Origin of the sequence: Kitasatospora terrestris (genome assembly GCF_039542905.1) — a bacterium.
GTDB classification, from domain to species: domain Bacteria; phylum Actinomycetota; class Actinomycetes; order Streptomycetales; family Streptomycetaceae; genus Kitasatospora; species Kitasatospora terrestris.
The window spans coordinates 6,970,451-6,988,752 of record NZ_BAABIS010000001.1; the positions used below are offsets into that span (position 1 = coordinate 6,970,451).

The 18,302-nt window shown below is 75.2% G+C and carries 19 protein-coding genes; 13 read left to right on the forward strand and 6 right to left on the reverse strand.

The features are described from left to right. Positions 1 to 51 precede the first annotated feature (51 nt). Positions 52 to 621, forward strand: a complete 570-nt coding sequence (gene fxsA / locus ABEB06_RS32070; protein ID WP_345700411.1) for an FxsA family membrane protein — start codon at positions 52 to 54, stop codon at positions 619 to 621. Positions 622 to 751: 130 nt separating this feature from the next. Here fxsA and ABEB06_RS32075 read toward each other — a convergent pair whose 3' ends face one another. The 3 genes from ABEB06_RS32075 to ABEB06_RS32085 form a co-directional block, all read right to left on the reverse strand. Continuing rightward, positions 752 to 1,126, reverse strand: coding sequence for an RNA polymerase-binding protein RbpA (locus tag ABEB06_RS32075; RefSeq protein WP_345700412.1), 375 nt, complete (start codon positions 1,124 to 1,126; stop codon positions 752 to 754). Positions 1,127 to 1,378: 252 nt separating this feature from the next. Next, entirely contained in the window at positions 1,379 to 3,034 is a 1,656-nt protein-coding gene (locus tag ABEB06_RS32080; RefSeq protein ID WP_345700413.1) for a hypothetical protein, read from the reverse strand. Between the two features lie 107 nt (positions 3,035 to 3,141). Beyond that, positions 3,142 to 3,336 carry a hypothetical protein gene (locus tag ABEB06_RS32085; protein ID WP_014134294.1) on the reverse strand — a complete coding sequence of 65 codons (195 nt, stop codon included), beginning with the start codon at positions 3,334 to 3,336 and terminating at the stop codon, positions 3,142 to 3,144. A 303-nt stretch (positions 3,337 to 3,639) separates the two neighbouring features. Between ABEB06_RS32085 and ABEB06_RS32090 the strand changes: the two genes are divergently transcribed. The 3 genes from ABEB06_RS32090 to ABEB06_RS32100 all read left to right on the forward strand — a co-directional run bounded on the left by ABEB06_RS32090 (position 3,640) and on the right by ABEB06_RS32100 (position 5,397). After that, positions 3,640 to 4,044 carry an ankyrin repeat domain-containing protein gene (locus tag ABEB06_RS32090; protein ID WP_345700414.1) on the forward strand — a complete coding sequence of 135 codons (405 nt, stop codon included), beginning with the start codon at positions 3,640 to 3,642 and terminating at the stop codon, positions 4,042 to 4,044. Positions 4,045 to 4,066: 22 nt separating this feature from the next. Next, complete coding sequence (locus tag ABEB06_RS32095) at positions 4,067 to 4,540, forward strand: GNAT family N-acetyltransferase (protein ID WP_345700415.1); 474 nt, start codon at positions 4,067 to 4,069, stop codon at positions 4,538 to 4,540. A 65-nt stretch (positions 4,541 to 4,605) separates the two neighbouring features. After that, entirely contained in the window at positions 4,606 to 5,397 is a 792-nt protein-coding gene (locus ABEB06_RS32100) for a nucleotidyltransferase domain-containing protein (RefSeq protein WP_345700416.1), read from the forward strand. 253 nt (positions 5,398 to 5,650) lie between these two features. Here ABEB06_RS32100 and ABEB06_RS32105 read toward each other — a convergent pair whose 3' ends face one another. Next, positions 5,651 to 6,169, reverse strand: coding sequence for a GNAT family N-acetyltransferase (locus tag ABEB06_RS32105; protein ID WP_425559817.1), 519 nt, complete (start codon positions 6,167 to 6,169; stop codon positions 5,651 to 5,653). Positions 6,170 to 7,454: 1,285 nt separating this feature from the next. On the opposite strand from ABEB06_RS32105, the gene ABEB06_RS32110 reads away from it, so the two are divergent. Together ABEB06_RS32110 and ABEB06_RS32115 are read left to right on the forward strand one after the other, a co-directional pair. Then, a complete protein-coding gene (locus ABEB06_RS32110; protein WP_345702058.1) occupies positions 7,455 to 7,982 on the forward strand; it encodes a GNAT family N-acetyltransferase in 528 nt (175 codons plus the stop codon). Positions 7,983 to 8,096: 114 nt separating this feature from the next. Further along, complete coding sequence (locus ABEB06_RS32115) at positions 8,097 to 9,071, forward strand: hypothetical protein (RefSeq protein WP_345700417.1); 975 nt, start codon at positions 8,097 to 8,099, stop codon at positions 9,069 to 9,071. A gap of 25 nt (positions 9,072 to 9,096) precedes the next feature. On the opposite strand, the gene ABEB06_RS32120 is transcribed toward ABEB06_RS32115, so the two are convergent. Then, complete coding sequence (locus ABEB06_RS32120; protein ID WP_345700418.1) at positions 9,097 to 9,948, reverse strand: helix-turn-helix transcriptional regulator; 852 nt, start codon at positions 9,946 to 9,948, stop codon at positions 9,097 to 9,099. Positions 9,949 to 10,187: 239 nt separating this feature from the next. Between ABEB06_RS32120 and ABEB06_RS32125 the strand changes: the two genes are divergently transcribed. From ABEB06_RS32125 to ABEB06_RS32155, 7 genes are all read left to right on the forward strand, one after another. Then, on the forward strand, positions 10,188 to 11,723 hold the full coding sequence (locus ABEB06_RS32125) for a flavin-containing monooxygenase (protein ID WP_345700419.1): 1,536 nt from the start codon (positions 10,188 to 10,190) through the stop codon (positions 11,721 to 11,723). Then, the gene (locus ABEB06_RS32130; RefSeq protein WP_345700420.1) at positions 11,720 to 12,646 is read left to right on the forward strand and encodes an alpha/beta fold hydrolase; all 927 of its coding nucleotides are present in this window, start codon (positions 11,720 to 11,722) and stop codon (positions 12,644 to 12,646) included. The genes ABEB06_RS32125 and ABEB06_RS32130 overlap by 4 nt, the downstream gene beginning before the upstream one ends. Then, positions 12,643 to 13,554 carry an SDR family oxidoreductase gene (locus tag ABEB06_RS32135; protein ID WP_345700421.1) on the forward strand — a complete coding sequence of 304 codons (912 nt, stop codon included), beginning with the start codon at positions 12,643 to 12,645 and terminating at the stop codon, positions 13,552 to 13,554. The genes ABEB06_RS32130 and ABEB06_RS32135 overlap by 4 nt, the downstream gene beginning before the upstream one ends. Before the next feature lie 2 nt (positions 13,555 to 13,556). After that, positions 13,557 to 15,371, forward strand: a complete 1,815-nt coding sequence (locus tag ABEB06_RS32140; protein WP_345700422.1) for a hypothetical protein — start codon at positions 13,557 to 13,559, stop codon at positions 15,369 to 15,371. 23 nt (positions 15,372 to 15,394) lie between these two features. Beyond that, positions 15,395 to 15,868, forward strand: a complete 474-nt coding sequence (locus ABEB06_RS32145) for a cupredoxin domain-containing protein (protein WP_345700423.1) — start codon at positions 15,395 to 15,397, stop codon at positions 15,866 to 15,868. A gap of 168 nt (positions 15,869 to 16,036) precedes the next feature. Next, positions 16,037 to 17,170, forward strand: coding sequence for a hypothetical protein (locus ABEB06_RS32150; protein ID WP_345700424.1), 1,134 nt, complete (start codon positions 16,037 to 16,039; stop codon positions 17,168 to 17,170). Continuing rightward, the gene (locus ABEB06_RS32155; protein ID WP_345700425.1) at positions 17,167 to 17,352 is read left to right on the forward strand and encodes a hypothetical protein; all 186 of its coding nucleotides are present in this window, start codon (positions 17,167 to 17,169) and stop codon (positions 17,350 to 17,352) included. The genes ABEB06_RS32150 and ABEB06_RS32155 overlap by 4 nt, the downstream gene beginning before the upstream one ends. Positions 17,353 to 17,398: 46 nt before the next feature. Here ABEB06_RS32155 and ABEB06_RS32160 read toward each other — a convergent pair whose 3' ends face one another. Further along, a complete protein-coding gene (locus ABEB06_RS32160; protein WP_345700426.1) occupies positions 17,399 to 18,268 on the reverse strand; it encodes a geranyl diphosphate 2-C-methyltransferase in 870 nt (289 codons plus the stop codon). Positions 18,269 to 18,302: the final 34 nt, after the last annotated feature.

Genomic DNA, 18,302 nt, shown 5'->3' on the forward strand with positions numbered 1-18,302 from the left:
GGCCGGGAGCTGCCGGCCGGTGGAGAGCGCCGCGTTGGAGTGAAGTCGCCCGTGTCCCAGCAAGCAACCCCGACCCGTCCCGAGCGCCGCGGCCCGCTGCGCCGGGCGCTGCCGCTGCTGGCCGCCGCCTGGCTGGTGCTGGAGATCTGGCTGGTGACGGTGGTCGCCGGTGCGCTCGGCTGGGGCCCCGCGCTGCTGCTGCTGATCGCCGGCGTGTTCGTGGGCGGCGCGGTGATCAAGCGGGCGGGTGCCCGGGCGTTCTCGGCGGCCGTCGAGCAGTCCAAGAACCCGCAGTCGGCCCAGCCGCAGACCGGCACCACCATGACGGTGCTGGCCGGTGTGCTGCTGATGGTGCCGGGATTCCTCTCCGACCTGGTCGCGCTGACCCTGCTGCTGCCGCCGACCCGGGCGCTGTGGCGGATGGCGGGCCGCAGGCTGGCGGGCAGCGCGCTGCGCTCGACCGCCCCGGTCGGCGCGGACCGGTTCGCCGACGCGGTGCGCCTGCAGGAGCAGATGCGGATCCACCGCCCCGACGGCAAGGTGATCCAGGGCGAGGTGGTGGACCCGGCCCGCGGCCCGCAGGGCCCGGACACCGAGTACCGCCCGCCGATCACCAACTGAGAACGACCGGCGACCGGGAACGATGACCACCGGGAGATGACCACCGGGGCCGGGAAACGGGAGGGGCCCCGGGCGAATCGCCCGGGGCCCCTTTCCGTCTGACGGTGTGTCGCGCGTGTCGCCTAGACGGTCACGCGCTCTTGCGGCTGTCCCGCGGGTGGACCGCGAGGTTCATGCCGCCGGAGCGGAGGACGGCCAGCCGCTCGGCCAGCACCTCCTCGAGCTCCTCCCGCGTCCGGCGCTCCATCAGCATGTCCCAATGGGTGCGGGTGGGCTTGATCTTCTTCTCCTCAGGCTCCTCACCGTCGAGGAGTGCGGCCTCCTGACCGCAGAACCGGCACTCCCACACCGCCGGGATCTCCGCCTCGACGGAGAAGGGCACCTCGAAACGGTGTCCGTTCTGACATGCGTACTCGACGGTCTGGCGCGGCGCCAGATCAATGCCGCGGTCGGTCTCGTAGCTGGTCGCCCCGAGTCGCGTGCCGCGGAGAGCTCGCTCGCTCATGAATCGTGCCTCCCGGGCTTCTGGCCCACAGGACTAGTGGTCGCTGTCTTCGTCGTTCGGTCAACGCTCGGCCACCGACGAAGATTCCCGTCCCGGGACATGCGTCGCCTGTCGTGCCGCCCCTGTTTGTACCCATCGTCGCCCGATTTGTCACATCTGATCGTTCATATCACCCGGTGTGTCACATATTGTGCACATCGTGACCGTGTCGGTGGGCGACCGGATCTGGAGGATCACCCTATCGCCGCCGGGTCACCAGACCGGGCGCGGACGCACGGCGGGCGACTCCTTGGTCAGCCGCGCCTCCTCGTCGGCGTCGGGGACGACGGCGACGAGCTGTTCGACGTTCTGCGGGACGGCCTGCAAGGCAGCCGGCGCGGTGGGCTGCGGGGCGGCCTTGGGGGAGGCCTGCGGGGCGGCCGCCTCGGTGCGGGTGTCGCGGTGCGGCAGCAGGGCGATCACCGCGTCGCGCAGTGCCGCCGGCGCCTCGTCGTCCAACGGGTCGACGGTCGCCGGGACCTGCAGCCGGACCGGGGCGGCGGTGCCGATCCGGGCGTAGCCGCGACCGGCCGGGGTCTGCGCGGCGGGCACGATGTCCAGCGGCACGCCCAGCGCCGACGAGCCGGTCTCCGGCGTCACCGGGCCGAGCACCACCCGGGCCCGGGCGGCCGAGCGGACGGTGGGCGAGATCCGGTCCCGCGCCTCCAGGTCGTCCACGAACACCACGGTGACCCGGGCCGCCCGGCCGTGCCGCAGCGGGGTCTCCAGCAGCTCCTGCGGATCCGGGCGGCCCTCCGCCTGGGCCAGCTCGCTCAGCTCGGTCGGGTGGTCGAGCAGCAGCCACAGCGGGCGGGTGACGTCCTCGGGCGCGGCCATCCCGTGGTGGCGGGCGGCGTTGAGCGCCACCAGCCGGCGCTCGGTCTCCTTCGCCACCCACTCCATCGCGGCCACCGCGCCGTGCAGGCTGGTCTCCACGGTGTGCACGCCGGGCCGGTTCACCAGGCAGGCGTGCTCGCCGGTGCCCGCGCCGTCGATCACCACCAGGTCGCCGTGCGGCAGGGCCTGCAGGGCGACCGACCGCAGCAGGGTGGACGTCCCGTACCCGGCGGCGCCGAGCGCCAGCAGGTGCGGCTCGGCCGACCGCGGCCCGACCCGCCACACCACCGGCGGCTGCTGCGCGGTCACCCCGGCCTGGGTCACCGGGATGGTCCGCCGGCTGCCCTGTCCGTCGGTGAAGCCCAGGACGATCTCGCCCGGCGCGGTGACGAACGGCTGCGCCGCGATGTCGGTGGGCAGCGCCGCCAGCGCGGCCACCCGCAGCCGGTTGGACTCCTCGTCCCAGTCGAAACGGTACTCGCGGGAGCGGCCCGCCTTGCCCTGGACGACCTGCTCGATCCGGGCCCGGGCGGCCGGCTCGGTGTCGGTGAAGTACGGCGGGTAGGCGAGCTCCAGCGCCGCCAGCCGGCCCTCGTCGTCGAACTCCCAGGAGGAGAACGCGTCCTTGTAGCCGCCCTCGGCCCCGTACAGCGGGCACGGGTCGTCGAGACCGGCCAGGTACGGGGTGAGCGCCGCGTACAGGGCGGTCAGCTTGATGTCCGCGACGTCCGGCTCGGGCGGCGCCGCGGGCTTCGGGTCGCGGCCCACCCACGCGGCGCTCGCCATCAGCGCGACCACCGCGAGCAGCGGGCCGTGCGGCAGCAGGAAGACGCCGAGCACCGCGGCGGCGGCCAGGAACAGCGTCGGGCCGCGCCGCTCCTTCGGGGTGGCCGCCCAGCGGCCCTTCGCCCAGTCGGCGTGGCGGCGCAGGCCCCGGCCGATCAGCGACAGCGGGGCGAACATGTCGGCGGCGTGGTCGCCGGCGGTACGGGCGAGGTCGCGACCCCGGGTGAGGTGGCGGGTGAGGGACATGCAGGCTCCGTTGACTGTGGGGCGGGCCCGGTGGGACGGGGGCGTTCGGATTCGAAGAAGGCCCGGGCGGTGGGATCCGCGCCCGGGCCGACAGGGGGAGCGCTCGCTCAGAACTTCAGGCCGCCGATCAGGCTGGCCAGGCTCGCGCCGCCCGCCTGGATGCTCGGGGCGATCGAGGAACCCGCGACGTAGAAGCCGAAGAGCGCGCACACCAGGGCGTGCGAGATCTTCAGGCCGTCCCGGCGGAAGAACAGGAAGGCGATGACGCCGAACAGGACGATTCCGGAGATGGAAAGGATCACGGGTCTGCTCCTCGATGAGGGGAGGGGGACAGTGTTACAGAAAGTGCCTTTATGGTGACAAAAAGTAATAGATGATGTGGCGCGGCAAATGGGTGGATCTCGGCCGGTGTCGCACATCGGCGGTATACGTCCGGCCCCCCGGTCGTCGTGCGGGGCCGTACGGACAGGGCTCCCCGGGCCCGGACGGGGCGTGCGGGCCCGTTCGGAAGTTCGCCCGGATGGACGCGTGACCCGCGGGGCCGACCGCTTCCGCTACCGTGCGTGGTGACACGAACTGTTGAGACCGACCAGTGAGGCCATGCCGTGACCGACTCCGCCGACGCCGCGTTCGACCCCGAGGTGATCGAGCTCGCCGGGAAGCTCTTCGACGCCGCCCGGGCGGGCGACGCCCCGCTGCTCGCCGCCTACCTGGACGCCGGGGCGCCCGCCGACCTCGCCAACGACCGCGGCGACACCCTGGTGATGCTCGCCGCCTACCACGGCCACGTCGACGCGGTCCGGGTCCTGCTGGAGCGCGGCGCCGACGCCGACCGGGTCAACGACCGCGGGCAGACCCCGCTGGCCGGCGCGGTCTTCAAGGGCGCCGAGGCCGTCGTCGACGCGCTGCTCGCCGGTGGCGCCGACCCGAAGGCCGGCACGCCGTCCGCGCTCGACACCGCGCGGATGTTCGGCAAGGACGCGCTGTTGGAGCGCTTCGAGGCCTGCTGACCCGGTCACCTAGGCTGGGGCCATGGAAATTCGTATGACCGGCTTCGGCCATCCGGACGGCGTGAAGCTGTCGGACGAGGTGCAGCAGGAGTACGTCCGCCGGTACGGGGACGGGGACCAGACCTCGATGCACACCGACCACTTCGACCCGCCGGCCGGGCTCTTCGTCGTCGCCTACCTCGACGGCGAGCCGGTGGCCTGCGGCGGCTGGCGCGCCAAGGAACAGGACGACGACGGCCTGCTCGACGGCGACGCCGAGCTGAAGCGGATGTTCGTGGTGCCCCAGGCCCGCGGCAAGGGCCTCGCCCGGGCCGTGCTGCGCCACCTGGAGGAGCGCGCGGTCGCGGCCGGGCGGACCCGGCTGGTGCTGGAGACCGGCAACAAGCAGCCCGAGGCGATCGCCCTGTACCTCTCCGAGGGCTACGCCGACATCCGCAAGTTCGGGTACTACAAGGACCACCCGGACAGCGTCTGCATGGGCAAGCAGCTGGTCTGACGGCTCTGACGGGCGGCGGGAAACGGCTGGACGCGGGCGGGGCGGCCGGTCATGATCACGGGTTGATGGACGACGAACTCATGGACCTGGCCGGGCGCCTCGCCCGCGTCGACGGCGTCGTCGGAGTCTGCCTCGGTGGCAGCCGCGCCCGCGGCACCCACCGGCCCGACTCCGACTACGACCTCGGCCTCTACTACCGCCGCCCGCTCGACACCGGGCAACTGCGCGACCTCGCCCGGCAGCTGACCGGGAAGGACGTCGACGTCACCGAGCCCGGCGGCTGGGGCCCCTGGGTCGACGGCGGGGCCTGGCTCACCGTCGACGGGCACCGGGTCGACTGGCTCTACCGCGACCTCGACCGGGTCGCCCACAGCGCTCGCGAGGCCCGCGCCGGACGGTACGAGATCGGCACCCAGCCCGGCCACCCGCTCGGCGTCCACTCGCACGCGTACGCCGGGGAGCTCGCCCTCGGACGCGTCCTCGCCGACCCCGGCGGCGAGGTGACCCGGCTGCGCGCGGAACTCGCCGACTACCCGGTGGCACTCGGCGAGGCGCTGGTCGCCCAGGCGCGCTGGGAGGCGCCGTTCGTCCTCGCGGGCGCCCGCAAGGGCGCGGCCCGCGGGGACGCGTTCTACGTGCACGGCTGCCTGTTCCGCGCGGTCGGGGCGCTGGTGCAGGCGATGCACGGGCGGGCGGGGCAGTGGCTGATCAACGAGAAGGGCGCGGTGGCCTCGGCCGCGCTGCTGCCCGGCGCGCCGGAGCACTTCGCGGAGCGGGTGCGGGCGGTCTTCGCCGGGGACGACCTGAACGGCGCGGTCGACGCGGCGCTCGCGCTCGTCCAGGACGCGCTGGGCTGACCCGGCGTCACGGACGCCCGGAACGCGAGCCGTCGACCGGTCGCGAGCCGGTGCACCGGCCGGGTGCGCCGGCGCCGCTGGGCCGGGGGTCCGAGGCCGCGGGGCCCGTCGTTGCCCCACCCGCCCGGGCCGTTCGACCGGCGTGGCGTCGGGCGGCCCGGCTCCTTCGCCCTACCGGGCGAGCCGACGTGCGGCCGGGCGCGGCGCCGAGGCCGACGGCCCGCGGTCCGGGCCGCGGTGGACCGGCTTCCCGTCAGGAGCGTTCGCGGTGCGCTCCTCCCGGAGATTCGAGCGCGCGTCGCATGGTGACCCGGGGCCACCGGTCGAGGCCGTGGGCCCGTTCGGCCGCGCGGATCCGGCGCAGGTCCGGACCGAGGGCGGCCTCGTCGAGGACGCGGAAGCCGCAACGGCGGTAGTACGGCGCGTTCCAGGGCACCTCGGCGAAGGTGGTGAGGGTCAGCGCCGGCAGGCCGAGGGCGGTGGCCCGGGCGGCGGCGTGCTCGATCAGGACGCGGCCGATGCCCCGGCGGGCGTGGTCGGGGTGGACCGAGACCTGCTCGATGTGCAGGGCGCCGTCGGCGGGTTCGGCGACCAGGTAGGCGACGGGGCGGCCGTCGGGGTCGTCGGGGTCGACGGCGACCCAGGCGAGCCCGGCCCGCTGGTAGCGGCCGAGTTCGGTGAGCGTGAAGGGCTCGTCGTCGGCGATCGCGGCCATGTCGAGGTCGCGGAAGGGCCGGCCGGCGGCCCGTTCGACGTCCTGGAGCAGCGGCAGATCGGCGGGGGTCGCCTCGCGGACCGGTGCGGGCCGCGGCCGCGGGGCCTTGCGGCCGTGCACGGACTCGTACTCGGCCGCCAGCCACGGCGCCAGGTCCTCGATCAGGACGGCCATTTCGGCGCGGTCGGTGGCGGCGGGGGTGCGGGCGGTGCGCGCGGCGAGGGCGAACTGGTCGGCGCGGCCGGGGTAGTAGTGGCCGATGACGGCGGCGGACGCCTCCAGGTCGCTGGTCCAGCCGCCCCAGCGGTCCATCACCAGCGTCAGACCGGTGCGGACCAGCCGGCGGGAGGCGCCGCGGCCGAGTGCCGCCAGCCCGGCCCCGTCGGCGCCGGCCAGCCGCTCCCGCCAGCCCGGGAGGGCGAGTGCCAGGTCGCCGTTGGTCTCCCGGGCGAGCAGCGAGGTGGGGCGGTAGCGGGGGAGGTGCTCGGCGAGGTCCGGGCCGAGCAGCGGGGTGCACAGGCACGCGAGGAACCAGCCGAGGTCGTACCGCTCCCGCTCGCTGAGCAGCCCGGCCGCGCCGAACAGCAGCACGCCGGCGCCGTTCAGCTGCGGGAACGCGGCGTCGAGCTCCGCTTCGAGGGCGTCGGCGCGCTGCCGGTCCGCCGGGGTGGGCTCGCCGTGCAGGGCGATCAGCAGGTCCAGGTCGGAGACGCCCGGGACGGCCGCGCCGCGCGGGATGCTGCCGTACAGGTAGGCGCTGTGCAGGCGTTCGGGGCCGAAGGCGGCGGCGACCCGCTCGCGGGCGGCGGCCACCACCGGCGCGTACCCGGGCTGCACGCGGCGCAGGGATCCCTCGCGGACGAAGAAGCCGTGCTCGTCGAGGCCCGGACCGGCCGCCGTGACCAGGTCGGGGGCGGTGGCGAACGGCTCGGCCTCGCAGCGCAGTCCGTCGGTGGCGGCGAGGAGGCGGACCGCGCCGGACGGGAACCGCAGCTCGCCGCCGACCTCCCGGCCGGTCGACCGCCGGCGCACCGGGCGGACGCCGGTGACGCGTTCGCCGAGGAAGGCGGCGAGCGGGTGGCCGGGGATGCTGGTGGCGGACGGCGCGGGTGTCGCGGGGGAGAGGACCAGCCGGTGGTCGACGGCCTCCGGGCGCAGCGGCGGGAGGCCGTCGAAGTGCAGCAGCAGGCCCTCCGGTCCGTCGGTGACCCGGTCGAGGCGGCGGCCGAGCAGGGCGGCGAGGTGGTCCATCCGGCGATCGTGGCACCCCCGGGCGCACCGTACAACGGATATTCGCTGTTCGGGGGCGGTGCGCGGGGCTAGGGTCCGCCCCATGGCGGAACTGCGTGAATTGCGGACGGAGCGGCTGCGGCTGCGGCAGTGGCGGGAGACGGACCTGGAGCCGTGGGCGGCGATGAACGCAGACCCGCAGGTGCGGGAGTTCTTCCCCGAGGTGCTGACCGCGGAGCGGAGCGCGGCCTCGCTGGCGTACTTCCGGGCCGAGCTGGCGGAACGCGGCTGGGGCTGGTGGGCCGTGGAGGCCGTCGCCACCGGGGAGTTCATCGGGTTCACCGGGCTGGACCCGGTGGACGAGGAGATGCCGTTCGACGGTGTCGAGATCGGCTGGCGGCTGGCCCGCTCCGCCTGGGGGCACGGCTACGCGACCGAGGCGGCGCGGGCCGCGCTGGCGTTCGGCTTCGGGACGCTCGACCTGCCGGAGATCCTGGCGGTCACGGCGGCGGGCAACCTGCGCTCGCAGGCGGTGATGGAGCGGATCGGGATGACCCGCGACCCGGCGGACGACTTCGACGACCCGACGGTCCCCGAGGGCCCGCTGCGGGCGAGCGTGCTGTACCGGATCACCCGGTAGCACCCCCGTGCTCGACGGCTGACCTGCGCCGACGGCCCGTCGCGGGCTGCGGTAGGGTCGCGCGGTCGAGCCGCTGCCCGCCCTCCGCGCGGGCCTCGTGAGGGAGTGTCCGGTATGTCGCCGAGGTCGGATCAGGACGCGGCTGCGGCCGTTGCGACGCCGGCGCCCTCCCGGCTCGCCGAGGCCGCCGCGCGGCAGGACGCCGGACGCCGGGCGGGACTGCGGGGGCGGCCGTGGCTGCGGCGGTCGGTCGTCGCGGTGGTCGCCGGCGCCGTGCTGGCGGGGGCCGGGTGGCTGTGGGCCGACGCGCGTCCGGTCGCGCTCGGCTCGCTCGGGCCCGGTGAGTGCTTCCGCTGGCCCTCGGAGCAGTACGTGGAGAAGCGCGCGGAGGAGTTCGACGGCTTCCCGCGGATGGTGGCGCGGGCCTCCTGCGCCGGTGACCACGACGGCGAGGTGGTCGACCGGATCGCGGTCGAACCCGCGCGGGCCGCAGCCGCGGCCGACGACCCCCCGGGTGCCTCTGCGGCCTGCGGGCGGGCGTTCACCCGGGCCAACCCGGACTACTGGGCGCTGCCCGCGAACGTCGCGATGGTGGCCGTGCCGCCGTGGAAGGGCCACCTGGCCGACCAGCCGGACGTCACCTGCCTCTACATGGGCAAGAGCTTCGTGATCAACGGCGGCCTGCGGGCGGACACCTCCCGGCTGACCGACGGGCAGCGGCGCTACCTGGAGGCCGTCGATCCGTACAACGAACTCTCGAGTGATGCCCTCGACCTCGCGGGGGTGTCGGTCGACCGGCTGTCCGCCTGGGCGGGCGAGATGGCGGCCGCCGAGCAGACCATGGTGGAGCGGCTGGAGCAGCTGGGTGCCCCGGCCGGGGCCGAGCAGGCGTTCACCCGGGTCGTCGAGCTGCACCGGGCGGCGCAGTCGGACTGGCAGCAGGTCGCTTCGGCCCGGACTTCCGCGGGCGCCCGCCGCCTCGCCGAGGCGGCCCGGGACACCGAGCACCAGGCGATGGACCCGGCGCTGGCGGTCCGTGCGGCGCTGGGGCTGTCGACCACGATGCGGCCGGCGGGCTGGTCGCTCTGACCGCGCGGTGCCGGCTGCCGGGTGCTCAGGGGAGCAGGGCGCTGGTGACCCAGCCCGGGAGGCGGTCGAGGTGGCGGCCCGGGGTGCGGCGGTGGTGCAGGAACTCGCGCGGGGTGCCGCCGGTCAGGGCGCGGAACTCGCGGTTGAGGTGGGCCTGGTCGTAGAAGCCGCAGGCGGTGGAAGCGGTGCTGAGCGGGTGCCCGGCGGTGAGCATCCGCAGGGTGCGGGCGAGGCGGGTGACGCGGGCGGCCGACTTCGGGGTGAGGCCGATGTGTTCGGCGAAGCGCAGCTCCAGGCTGCGGGGGCTCCAGCCGACCTCGTGGGCGAGGGCGGCGACGGTGGTCGGCGTGGTGCCGCGCAGCAGGTGGCGCCAGGCGGCGCGCAGTTGCGGGGCGGGTTCCGGGCCGGCGGCGCGCAGGCGCAGCAGGTGGCGGTCGAGCAGGGTGAACCGGGCCTGGCTGGTGGGGAGTTCGGCGAGCTGTTCCTCCAGGTGCCGCCACCTGCGGCCGAGCAGCTGGTCCAGTTCGACCTGGCGGTCGCGCAGTTCGCCCAGGTGGACGCCGAGCACGGTGCGGGCGAACCAGGAGGTCAGGTTGACCTCGATGCCGCGCATCACGCCGTTGTGCTCGCCGATCACGGCGCGGGTGCGCGGGCCGACCGCGAAGGAGTCGGCGGAGCTCCAGTCGCCGCTCTCGCCGGGCCGGCCGATCCGCAGCGTGCCCCGGCCGAGGTTGGCGACCAGGGTGACCGCGCCGACGGGCACCTCCAGGCGTCGCTGCACCCGGTCGAGGGTGAGGTCGAAGGCCCGGTAGCCGAGCACCGCGTCCGCGAGCGCCGGACCGGGCCTGCCGCGGACCAGCCGCCAGTCGGTGTTCATGTGTGTTCTCCCCTGGGGTCGCGGGTCGGGGCCCGGCGACGGGTCAGAGCTATCACCGACCCGCCGGTACGACCAGGGCATGCCGACATGTGGAGCTCGGCCGTCCGGGTCGGCCGGGTGTGGCCCGCGTCACATCCGGTTATTAGATCTACCGTCAATAGTGTCGGCGGGGCTAACCTCCGACCACGCCGCACCTCCGGCGCCAATCCCCCACCCTCGGCCCTCCTCGGAGGAGACCCATGCCATCCGCACCCCCCGCGCCCGCGGTCCCGCACGTGAAGGTCGCCGTCATCGGCTCCGGCTTCGGCGGCCTCGGCGCCGGCGTCCGGCTGCGCCGGGCGGGCATCACCGACTTCGTGATCCTGGAGCGCGCCGACGCCGTCGGCGGCACCTGGCGCGACAACAGCTACCCCGGCTGCGCCTGCGACGTCCCCTCCCACCTGTACTCCTTCTCCTTCGCACCCAACCCCGACTGGCCGCGCAGCTTCTCCGGCCAGCCGCACATCCGCGCCTACCTGGAGAAGGTCGCCACCGACTTCGGCCTCCGCCCGCACCTGCGCTTCAACGCCGAGGTGACGGAAGCCCGTTGGGACAACGCCACGGCCCGCTGGCAGATCACCACCGCCGCCGGGCGGTGGACCGCGGAGGCGCTGGTCTCGGCGACCGGCCCGCTCGCCGACCCGCAGATCCCCGCCCTGCCCGGCCTCGACGCCTTCCCCGGCAAGGTCTTCCACTCCTCCCGCTGGGACCACGACTACGACCTCGCCGGCAAGCGGGTCGCCGTGGTCGGCACCGGCGCCTCGGCGATCCAGATCGTCCCCAACATCCAGCCGGAGGTCGGGAAGCTCACCGTCTTCCAGCGCACCCCCGCCTGGGTCCTGCCGCGCGCCGACCGGCGGATCCCGGCCGTCGAACGGGCCCTGCACCGGGCGCTGCCCTTCACCCGGACGCTGCGCCGCGGGATCCTGTTCGGCGTCCGCGAGCTCCAGGTCGACGCCTTCGTCCGCCGGCCCCGCCTGCTCGCCGCCGTCCAGCAGATCGCCGAGTGGCACATCGGACGGTCCGTCAAGGACCCTGCCCTGAAGACGAAGCTGACCCCGGACTACCGGATCGGCTGCAAGCGGATCCTGATCAGCAACGACTACTACCCGGCGCTCGCCGCCGCCAACACCGAGGTGGTCGCGGCCGGACTGCGCGAGGTGCGCGGCTCCACCCTGGTGGCCACCGACGGCACCGAGCACGAGGTCGACGCGATCGTCTTCGGCACCGGCTTCCACGTCACCGACATGCCGATCGGAAGCCGGATCACCGGCGCCGCCGGGCGCAGCCTCGCCGAGGAGTGGAAGGACGGCATGACGGCGCTGCGCGGCACCACCGTGCACGGCTTCCCCAACCTGTTCCTGGTGATCGGCCCCAACACCGGTCTCGGCAACAGCTCGATGATCCTCATGATCGAGTCCCAACTGAACTACATCATCGACGCGTTGACACGCCTGGACGGGCTCGGCGCGGCCGCCCTGCACCCCACGCCCGACGCCCAGCGCAGCTGGACCGAGGACGTCCAGCGCCGGATGCGCACCACCGTCTGGGAGACCGGCGGCTGCACCAGCTGGTACCAGGACGCCCAGGGCCGCAACACCACCGTCTGGCCCGGCACCACCGGCCACTTCCGCCGCGCCACCCGCCGGATCGACCCCGCCGAGTACGAGCTGGTGCCGCACCCCGCCGCGGTGCCCGCCCAGGCCGAGGCCCGAGCCCAGGAGGTCGGCGCATGAGCACCACCCAGCTGCGCAGCGCCGCCGGGACGCGGCTGCACGTCGAGACTTCCGGACCGCAGGACGCGCCGACGGTCGTCCTGGTACACGGCTGGGCCTGCTCGACCGGGTTCTGGGCGCCGGTCGTCCAGCGGCTCGCCCAGGACCACCGCGTGGTCGCGTACGACCAGCGCGGCCACGGCCGCAGCGAGGCCGCGCCCAGCGCCGCCGGCTGCTCCACCGACGCCCTCGCCGACGACCTGGTGACCGTGCTCGGCGCCACCGTGCCGGCCGGACAGCGGGCCGTGATCGCCGGACACAGCATGGGCGGCATGACGCTGATGGCCGCCGCCGACCGGCCCGAACTGCGCGAGAAGGCCGCGGCCCTGCTGCTCGCCTCCACCGGCAGCGGCAACCTGGCCGCCGAGGCCCGCGTCCTGCCGGTGCCGGGCCGCGCCGCGCGGCGCGCCGCGCACCGGGCGCTGCTCACGGCCGCGCTGCCGCTCGGCCCGGTCAACGCCGCCAGCCGTGCCCTGGTCAAGTACGCGGTCATGGGTCCGGGCGCCGCGCCGGCTGAGGTCGAGCAGTGCGCGCGGATCGTGCACGGCACCGCCCGGGTGCCCCGCTCGCACTGGGGCCGGGTCCTGGCCGGCCTCGAACTCGACCGCAACGTACCGAAGTTGGACGTCCCCACCAGCGTGCTCTACGGCACCCGCGACCGGATGACCCCGCCCCCGCACGCCCACCGCCTGCACGCCGCGCTGCCGCGACCCGAGCGCCTGGTCGAACTCCCCTCGATCGGCCACATGTCGCCGGTGGAGAGCCCCGACGCCGTCGCCGCCGAGATCCGCCGCCTGGTGGCGGACCACCTCACCGCACCCCACCGTCCCACCGCCGCCGCCCCCACCCGGCCGCGGTCCGAGCAGGGGAGAGCCGCCCGATGACCCGCACCCCGCCGCTGTCCGACCAGGTCGCCGTCGTCACCGGAGCCGCCCGCGGCGTCGGCGCACTGCTCGCCCAGCGCCTCGCCGCCCGCGGCGCCAAGGTCGCCCTGGTCGGCCTGGAGCCGGACGAACTCGCCACCGTCGCCAGGACCTGCGGGCCCGACGCCACCAGCTGGGAGGCCGACGTCACCGACCTGGAGACGCTCGCCGCCGTCGCCGACGCGATCCGCGCGCACTACGGCCGGATCGACACCGTCGTGGCCAACGCCGGCATCGCCCTCGGCGGCCCGCTGCTGGACGCCGACCACCGGATGTTCAGCCGGGTGATCGAGGTCAACCTGCTCGGCTCCGTCGCCACCGCACGGGCCTTCCTGCCCGCCCTGATCGACAGCGGCGGCTACCTGCTGCAGGTCGCCTCGCTCGCCGCGCTCACCCCCGCCCCGCTGATGACCGCCTACTGCGCCTCCAAGGCCGGCGTCGAGTCGTTCGCCCACGCGCTGCGCGCCGAGACGGGCCACAAGGGCGTCAAGGTCGGCGTCGGGTACCTCAGTTGGACCGACACCGACATGGTCCGCGGCGCCGACCGGGACGAGGTGCTGCGCGAGATGCGGGCCCGGCTGCCGTGGCCCGCCAACAAGACCTACCCGCTGGAGCCGGCCGTCGAGCGGATCGTCGCCGGCATCGCGCGGCGCTCCCCGCACGTCTACGCCCAGTGGTGGCTGCGCGGCATGCAGGCCGTCCGCGGCGCGGTCCCCGGCGTGCTCGGGCGGCTCGGCCCGCGCGAGGTCGCGCGCCTCGAACCCCGGCTCGCCGCGACCGCCGCCGACCGGCTGCGGCCGGTCGGCGCGGGCGGAGCGGCCGGTGCGGGCGGCAGCGCCGTCGGCGCCGCGACGGACGGGAGCGCCTGACCATGCGGCACCTGCTGGCCGCCGCCGGCCCCGCACCGGCCGGCGGCGCCCCGTTCACCCAGATCCTGGTCGTCTTCGGCGTGACGATGCTGGTCTTCGCCGCGGTCGCCCACGTCGTGTGGCGCGAGGCCCTCGGCCGCGCCACCCCGGTCGGCAAGCTGGCCGACCGGCTGGCCGCGCTCACCGACGTGCCGCGCTGGGCCGCGCTCACCGGGCCGCTGCACCTGCAGTCGATCGTGCTCGCCGGCATCGGCGTCTACTGGGACGTCCCGTACCACTACGACTTCGGCCGCGACGAGGGCCCGCTGGCCAACCCGGCCCACTACTTCATCTTCTTCGGCCTGCTCGGCATGGTCGCCACCGGCGGCTTCGCCATCGCCCTGGCCCGCCGCCCGCTGCCCCGGCGGCCGCTGCGGATCGGGCGCGGCTGGAGGGTCCCGTACGGGGCCGCGCTGATCCTGATCGGCGGACTCTTCGGCTTCGTCGCCTTCCCGATGGACGACGTCTGGCACCGGATGTTCGGCCAGGACGTCACCCTGTGGGGCCCGACCCACGTGCTGCTGCTCGGCGGCGCGCTGTTCGCGCTCTTCGGCTCCTGGCTGCTGTGCGCGGAGGCGCAGCAGGTCGTCGGACGGAAGGGCTTCCTGGTCGGCTACGAACTGGGCACCGCCGCCTGGGTGGTGCTCTGCCTCTCCGCCTACCTGATGGAGTTCGACCTCGGCGGGCCGCAGTTCCCGCTGCTCGCCGACCCGGTGCTGCTCACCGCCTTCGCCGCGATCGCCCTGCCGGCCGCCCGCGCCCGGCTGTTCCGCGGCAGCCTGCTGCTGGTCTGGGCGGTGTACTTCGTGCTGCGGCTGACCATCGGCGGGATCGACCGGCTGCTGGACACCAGCGTGCCGCACATCCCGCTGGTGCTCGGCTCCGCCCTGCTGGTCGAGGCGGTGGCCCTGACCCTGGGCACGGCGCGCCGGACCCGCTTCGCCCTGGTGTCCGGCCTGCTGATCGGCACCGTCGGGGTGCTCGTCGAGGCCGGGTGGACCCGGATCGGCATGCCGCTCGCCTGGCCGGCCGGCCTGCTCGCCACCGCCGTACCGCTGTGCGCGGCCGTCGGCGCCGCCGGAGCGCTCGCCGGGGTGTGGCTCGCCGGACGGCTGGACACCGTCGCCCCCGGCGCGGACCCGGAACCCGCCCGCAGCACACCCGGCCGGACGGCGGCCGCGCTCGGCCTCGCCGCAGTGCTCGCCGCCTGCGCCTGGGTGATCCCGCCGACCGCCGACACGCACGGCACCGCCGCGCTCTCCCTCACCGACGCCGGGCCGGCGACCGGTGACCCCGCGGACCGCGAGGTGAACCTCACCGTCCGCGTCGAGCCCGCCGGACTCGCCGAAGGCGCCGTGTGGTTCAGCGTCTTCTCCTGGCAGGGCGGCGCCATCGAACGGCAGGACCTGCAGCGCATCGGCGACGGCCTGTACCGGACCGAGAAGCCCGTCCGGGCCGGCGGCGCCAAGTGGAAGACGCTGATCCGGCTGCACCGCGGCACCGGCGACCTGGTCGCCGTCCCGGTCTACCTGCCCGCGGACCCGGCCATCCCGGCCGCCGCCGTGCCCGCCGAGGACGGCGCCGTCCGGCCGTTCGTCCGTGAGCAGAGCATCCTCCAGCGCGAGACCCGGCTGGACGTGCCCGGCTGGGCCTGGACCACCGGCTACCTGGCGGTCGCCGTGGTCTTCGCCCTGATGCTGGGTACCACCGTGCTGGTGCTCGCCCGGGCCTCCCGGCCCGCCGCCGCCCGAACCGGCCCCGCGGCCCGTACCGCCTGACACCGAAGGACCCGTCCGCCACCATGCCCAGGACCCCCGCCCGCACCGCCGCCGTCGGCACTGCCGGAGCGCTCACCGCGCTGCTGCTCGCCACCGGATGCGGCACCGCCGCCCCGGCGGCCCCGCCCGCAACCCCGGCGCCTCCGTCCGCTGCCGCCCCGGCGTCGAACGGAACGGGGGCGGCGGACGGGCCCTCGCCGGCCGGCGCGACGGCCGCCCCGGCGGCGTCCCCGACCGACGTGGAGCTGCGGGTGCGGGTGAGCGGCGGGCAGGTCAGCGGCCCGGCCGGGCGGCCCGTGGTGCCGCTCGGCCGGGCCGTGGTGCTCACCGTGGAGGCCGACGTCAGCGACGAGGTGCACGTCCACGGCTACGACCTGCACGGCGACGCCGCCCCCGGCCGGCCGGTGACGATCCGGTTCACCGCAGACATCCCCGGCCGGTTCGAGGTCGAGCTGGAGGAGGCGCACCTGAGCCTGCTGCGCTTCGAGGTCCGGTGACCACGCTCGCCCACGGCCTCGGCGGCCGCTCCGACCTGCCGCTGCCGCTCTGGCTCGCGGTCGGCGGGGCGGCCCTCGCGCTGCTGGCGTCCTTCCTGGTGCTCGGCGCGTTCTGGAGCACCCCCCCGGCTCGGCCGACCGGACGCCGGACGCCCGCTGCCACCGGGCGTGGTCCGCACCCTCGACCACCGGGCGACCCGCACCGCCGGCCGGCTGCTCGGCGGCGCCCTGCTCACCGCGCTGCTCGCCGCCGCCTGGGCCGGGCCCGACGACCCGGCCCGCAACCCGGCACCGACCTGGTGGTACGTCTGGTTCTGGGTCGGCCTGGTACCGCTCACCCTGCTGCTGGGCGCGGGGGCCTGGCGCCGGCTCGACCCGCTGCGCCCGCTCGCCGCCCTGGCGGGGCGGGCCCTGCCGCGCCGTCCGCTGCCGGAGCGGGTCTCGAACCGGCCCGCGCTCGCCGGGCTCTCGGCCTTCCTCTGGCTGGAGCTGGTGTACGACCACTCCGCCTCGCCGCGGGCCGTGGCGGTGTTCGTCACCGGCTACGCGCTGGTCCAGGTCCTCGCCGGCGCCCGGTACGGCCCGGCGTGGTTCGAGCGCGCCGAGGCGTTCGGCGCGTACACCGCGCTGATCGGCGCCGTCTCGCCGCTCGGCCGGCGCGCCGACGGAACTCCCGTGCTGCGCAACCCGCTCGACGGCCTCGCCGGGCTGCCGCGGAGCGGCGCGACCACCCGCGCGGTGGTGCTGCTGCTCGGCTCCACCGCCTTCGACGGCCTCAGCCGCACCCCCCTGTGGTCCGACGCCGTCCAGGGCACCGGCCGGGCCGCGTACCTGCTGCTGGGCACCGCCGGGCTCGCGGGCTCGGTCGGCGCGGTGGCGCTGACGTACCTGCTCGCGGTCCGGCTCAGCCTGCCGTACCTGCGTCGATCGACTGGCCCGTACGCGGAGTTCGGGCACACGCTGGTGCCCGTGATGCTCGGCTACACGGTGGCGCACTACTTCTCGTTCGCGCTGTTCCAGGGGCAGGTTGGGATGCTGCTGGCGGGTGACCCGCTGGGACGCGGCTGGGACCCGTTCGGACTGGCCGGCCGGCGGATCGACTACCTGCTGCTGCCCGCCGGCGGCATCGCGCTGGTCCAGGTCGGCGCGATCGTGGCCGGCCACCTGGTGGGCGTGATCGCCGCGCACGACCGGTCGGTGGCGCTGATGCCGCGCCGGTACGCGCGGACCGGGCAGTACCCGATGCTGGCCGTGATGATCGGCTACACCACCGCCGGGATCGCCCTGCTGGCGGGCGCATGAGCGTCCGACTCGCCCACCAGGGCGGCTGGGACGAGATCAGCGCCGCCGTGCTCGGACCGCTGCTGGTGATCGCCGCGCTGGTCGCGGCCGCGGTCCGGCGCCGCCCGCTCGACGACGCCCGGGACGAGGACCGGGACGAGGACCGGGACGAGGACGAGGAGGATCTGCCGGAGGACGGCTGAAGGCCTCCCGGGCGGCGTCCCGGGAGGCCGGCTCGGCGGGGGTCGGTCAGACCCGGTCGGCCGCGATCAGCACGTACTGGAACGAGCCGTCCTTGTAGGACTCCAGGAACGCCTCCTCGATGCCGGTGACCAGCGAGGAGGTCGCCCGCAGCTCCCAGTACGGGAGGGTGTCCGGGGTCAGGTCGATGACGGCCTGCGGCACCAGGCGGTTGTCGGCCATCGCGCGCAGGTACTCGCGGCGGGAGTGGATGTTGCACTCGAAGTGCGCGTTGATCTGCGACACCCACTTCGAGGGCTGCCCGTACTTCGGGTTCCAGCAGCCGGTGATGGTGACGTAGCGCCCGCCCACCCGCAGCAGGCGGGAGTGCTCGGCGAACAGGTCGTCCAGGTCGACGTACATGCTCGACTCGTTGTTCCACGACGCCGCCATCTGCCCCTTCTCGAAGGGGGTGTCCAGCATGTTGCAGACCTGCGCGCGGACCGAGCCGTCGATGCCCAGCTCGCGCGCCCGCCGGTTGCCGAACTCGGCCTGCTTGGCGGAGAGGGTGACACCCTCGACCTTGCAGCCGAAGCGCTGGTGCGCCATCACCGAGGAGCCGCCGCGGCCGCAGCCGGCGTCCAGCAGGGTGTCGTCGCGGCCGATCGGACCCAGGTGGTCCAGCAGCACCTCGGCCTGGGCGGACTCCAGTCGGTGCAGCTCGGCGACGACCTTCTTCTCGTGCTCGCTGTCCTCCGGGTCGCCGAGGGACGCGTGGTCGACCTCGCCGATGCCGTAGTGGTGGTGGTACAGACCGTCGACGTCGCCGAGGCGAAGGTTGACGGGCCGGGCCTCGTGGTCCCAGTACCGGGCGATGTCGCCCTGGTACGGGGTGGCCGGACCGGGGATGGCAGCGGCGGAGAGGTCGGTCATGGTCATTAAAACGGGCTCCTTGGGATACGGGACGACTTCG